This window comes from Marinobacter sp. ANT_B65, from assembly GCF_002407605.1.
Classification (GTDB): Bacteria; Pseudomonadota; Gammaproteobacteria; order Pseudomonadales; family Oleiphilaceae; genus Marinobacter.
On the sequence record NZ_NXGV01000008.1, the window covers coordinates 1 to 2,782 of the forward strand.

Consider the following 2,782-nt stretch of genomic DNA (forward strand, 5'->3'; position numbering starts at 1 on the left):
CGCCTGCCAACCGAGTCTTGCAACGGCAAGCGATGACGGAACGGTCAGACCAAGAGTGATAGAGCCTGTTTAGCTCAGCGGCTATAACAAGCCGACTAACGAATGAGGCCATCACTCACACGCATCATCATCCTGGCCCGGGCAAAAGCGCCCACACAGAGGCCGAATGTAGAGCTGCAGTCTCAAACCGATTCGAAATCAAATGGCGTTGCTTGACCGCAGGGGGAGTCCATGTAGCCAAGCTAAGCGGCGGCCCGTCAGGGACGTCCGGTGGACGGCCATCAGGCCGGGAACATACTTAAGCGATTTGTTAATCACAATTTACCACCGCACCCCGAATAACAAACGCACTGGTTTTAGGCAGAAAAGAAAAATCCAGGTGGTGGAGACAAGAATCGGAAGAAAATGAAAATAATCGAAGTACCCGTCAGGCACCATCCCCATGAAAAGCAGGATGGCTTCTGATAAACCGTTAAAAAAATAAAGCGTTACAATAATCAGAAATGACCAGTGCGCCCAAGCTTTCAGGCCAAGAACCCCAAAGACGGTCACTAAAGCCCAAATACTGTAAGCAAGCAATAACCAATACAAGGGTGACGGCGAACTCTCAGTTACGGTAGTGAGTGCAATGTCCCCCGCAATGAACGCTAGCCAAATAGCACCAAAGGCAATTTCTCCTGGACGCCTTTGATCTAGTTCAGCTTCGGTTTCGACTTTTCCGTGTCCCACGACTACCTCTGATACCAATCAAGTGTTTAACGCCTGCCATCGCCGGTGACAAAGCCGTAGCGAAGCGTAGGTTTTGGCATCCGGTGAATGGCCTGGTTATGCAGCATAAACAAAGACGAAAAGTGGCCGGTCAGCCTAATATTTCTTATAAACCTCTCCTCTAGGCTTTGCATCCAGCACCAATACTTCTAGTTCGCCTTCATTAATACGATACACAATTCGATAATGCCCCACTCGATATCTATATATGTCTACATAACCGGACAATTGGATTGAGCCATGCAGCTTAGGGTTTTCAGAAATCTGATCTAGGGCGGATATTACACGGTTGCGAATCTGTGGATGAAGCTTTTTAATATCCTTCTTTGCTTCTCTATGGAGAACTACCTTGTAAGCCATCATTTAATCCTTTCTTTTTTCGATTCCTAATTCCTTTTTTAGCTCAGCTAGGTCGTTCACTTTTCCGGCTTCCTTTTTGAGCGCGATCTCAAGCTTTCGCCTTGTAATCTCTACCCTTTCGTTACTTGTGAGTTTACGATCTTCAAAAAAACTCATTCTTCAAGGTCCTTCTTAAAGTCGTCTAGGCTTTGAGAGCCGTCCTTATCGTCATAACGATCGTTGATAAAACTGACATCCTGACAGGCGTCTAATTGATCCAAAAACCATTCATATTGCTCTGCGGTTAATATAGCTCCGACAATCGTTTTCTCGGAGGTAAGAACAAGCTCCCTTTCCTGGTCTTTAATCGATCTAACAAATCCGTTTATTGATTCGGATTGAGAAACATCTGCCTCGTTGTGATCATCAATACCCACAAAAAACTCCTTTTCCTGTCTAAAAATGCTCACTATTAGCTTCGTACTAGATCGAGAGGCACGAAACGGCTTCAAGAGGTTACAACCTCTTAAACACGTAGGCAACCTACCACAAACAAGATCACTACCTCGCCATTGGATGAAAAATTACCCGCATAACGAATGATATGGACTCCCCCTGCTCCCATGGCATCAATCATGTGCCACATTGAAGGTGTAGTCAGACTTCAATCAGAAGAGGGGGAGTCCTCATGAATGTTACAACTATTGGCATCGATCTGGCGAAAACTGTGTTCAGTATTCATGGCACCAATCAATACGGCAAGGTCGTGGTTCGCAAACGGCTTAATCGCCCTAAACTGCTGGCGTTCTTTGCACAGCTGCCACCGTGCCTGATCGGTATGGAAGCCTGTTCTGGTGCCCACTACTGGGCACGGGAGATGACCAGGCTCGGCCACGATGCCCGGATCATTGCCCCCCGCTTTGTTGCCCCCTATCGCAAGAGCAGCAAGAACGACGACAACGATGCCGAGGCCATCTGCGAAGCTGTCGGTCGACCCAATATGCGTTTCGTAGCGATCAAGACCGAGGATCAACAAGCGGTACTTTGCCTACACCGCATTCGTCGTGGGCTGATCAAAGAACGCACGGCCCAGATCAACCAGATTCGTGGACTGCTGGCTGAGTTCGGGCTGATCATCCCTCAAGGGCGCTATCACGCTCGACACCGGATTCCAGAAATCCTGGAGGATGCCGAAAACGGCTTACCCATGCTGGCAAGGCGATTACTCAACAACATCAACCTGCGCATCCTACAACTTGATGAAGAGATCCTGGCTTATGACAGGGAAATCGAAGCCATGGCCCGGCGTGATGAGCAAGCCAAGCGCCTGATGGCTATCCCTGGCATTGGACCACAAACCGCGACAGCCATTCTCGCCAGCGCTCCTGATCCCAGACAATTCAAAAGCGGACGACATTTTGCCGCCTGGCTGGGTCTGGTGCCCCGGCAATATTCGACGGGTGGCAAACCCCGATTGGGCAGAATCACCAAGCGCGGAGACAAATATCTTCGAACGCTGTTAATTCATGGCACCCGNGCAGTCATAGCGAAATTATCCGATAAGAATGACCGGCTAAGCAGTTGGGCCAAAGAGTTGGTAGAGCGACGTGGGTACAAGCGGGCAGCCGTCGCGTTGGCAGCGAAGAATGCCCGGATTATATGGGCACTGCTCATG

General features: G+C 49.2%; 5 protein-coding genes. 1 reads left to right on the plus strand and 4 read right to left on the minus strand.

Annotated features, from left to right (window positions below; genetic code table 11):
* Window positions 1-321: 321 nt before the first annotated feature.
* The 4 genes from CPA50_RS19275 to CPA50_RS19285 form a co-directional block, all read right to left on the minus strand.
* Window positions 322-729, minus strand: a complete 408-nt coding sequence (locus CPA50_RS19275; protein ID WP_143750768.1) for a hypothetical protein — start codon at window positions 727-729, stop codon at window positions 322-324.
* Between the two features lie 135 nt (window positions 730-864).
* A complete protein-coding gene (locus CPA50_RS19280) occupies window positions 865-1,131 on the minus strand; it encodes a type II toxin-antitoxin system RelE family toxin (RefSeq protein WP_096784172.1) in 267 nt (88 codons plus the stop codon).
* Window positions 1,132-1,284 carry a hypothetical protein gene (locus CPA50_RS19505; protein WP_179397269.1) on the minus strand — a complete coding sequence of 51 codons (153 nt, stop codon included), beginning with the start codon at window positions 1,282-1,284 and terminating at the stop codon, window positions 1,132-1,134. It lies immediately after the preceding gene.
* Window positions 1,281-1,544 (minus strand): hypothetical protein, encoded by a 264-nt coding sequence (locus tag CPA50_RS19285; RefSeq protein ID WP_096784173.1) that lies wholly within the window; start codon window positions 1,542-1,544, stop codon window positions 1,281-1,283. The genes CPA50_RS19505 and CPA50_RS19285 overlap by 4 nt, the downstream gene beginning before the upstream one ends.
* A gap of 251 nt (window positions 1,545-1,795) precedes the next feature.
* Between CPA50_RS19285 and CPA50_RS19290 the strand changes: the two genes are divergently transcribed.
* Window positions 1,796-2,782: IS110 family transposase (locus CPA50_RS19290; RefSeq protein WP_096784174.1), on the plus strand; the 987-nt coding region annotated here is incomplete at its 3' end.

Coding starts and splice junctions, on each gene's coding strand:
- CPA50_RS19280 (WP_096784172.1), bottom strand. CDS start 1,131: ATGATGGCTTACAAGGTAGTTCTCCATAGAGAAGCAAAGAAGGATATT.
- CPA50_RS19505 (WP_179397269.1), bottom strand. CDS start 1,284: ATGAGTTTTTTTGAAGATCGTAAACTCACAAGTAACGAAAGGGTAGAG.